This is a genomic window from Rubellimicrobium sp. CFH 75288, assembly GCF_009904055.1.
Taxonomy (GTDB): Bacteria; Pseudomonadota; Alphaproteobacteria; order Rhodobacterales; family Rhodobacteraceae; genus Rubellimicrobium.
In genome coordinates this window covers 1-406 of record NZ_WYDP01000072.1, presented here as the reverse complement: position 1 = coordinate 406, position 406 = coordinate 1, and the positions used below count along the sequence as shown (strand labels likewise).

Genomic DNA, 406 nt, shown 5'->3' with positions numbered 1-406 from the left:
GAAGCCGGACGCAACACCACCGTGCGGTGGTCCAACCTTGCGTTAACCATTCCCCGGCATCCTCCGGCGCCAAGCCCCTCCCCCGCGCCCGGAGCCCCCATGCCGCCCCTTCTCGCCTTCCACGAACCCTTCCGCCTCGCGCCCGCCCGCCACGCGCTGCTCGCCCGGCTGCGCGAGGGCCTGCGCCCCTTCGCCACCAGCCGCCGCGACGCCAGACCCCTCGCCCGCGCCGCCCTCTGGCAGGCCGCCCTCTGCGCCGCCTCCCCCGCCCCCGACGCAGCCCTCGCCCTGACCTGCCAGAGAGCCTTCAGCCGCTTCGTCCAGGCCTGGCTCGCGCTCGACTGGACGCACCACAACCCCCTCCACGCAGACCCCTTCTGGGACGTCTCCGACCGCCCCTGGACCC

The 406-nt window shown here is 75.4% G+C and carries 1 protein-coding gene; it reads left to right on the top strand.

Translation table 11 applies throughout. The features are described 5' to 3' along the window. Window positions 1-99 precede the first annotated feature (99 nt). Window positions 100-406 (top strand): hypothetical protein (locus GT358_RS16430; protein WP_166583703.1); only part of this gene is annotated, 307 nt, incomplete at its 3' end.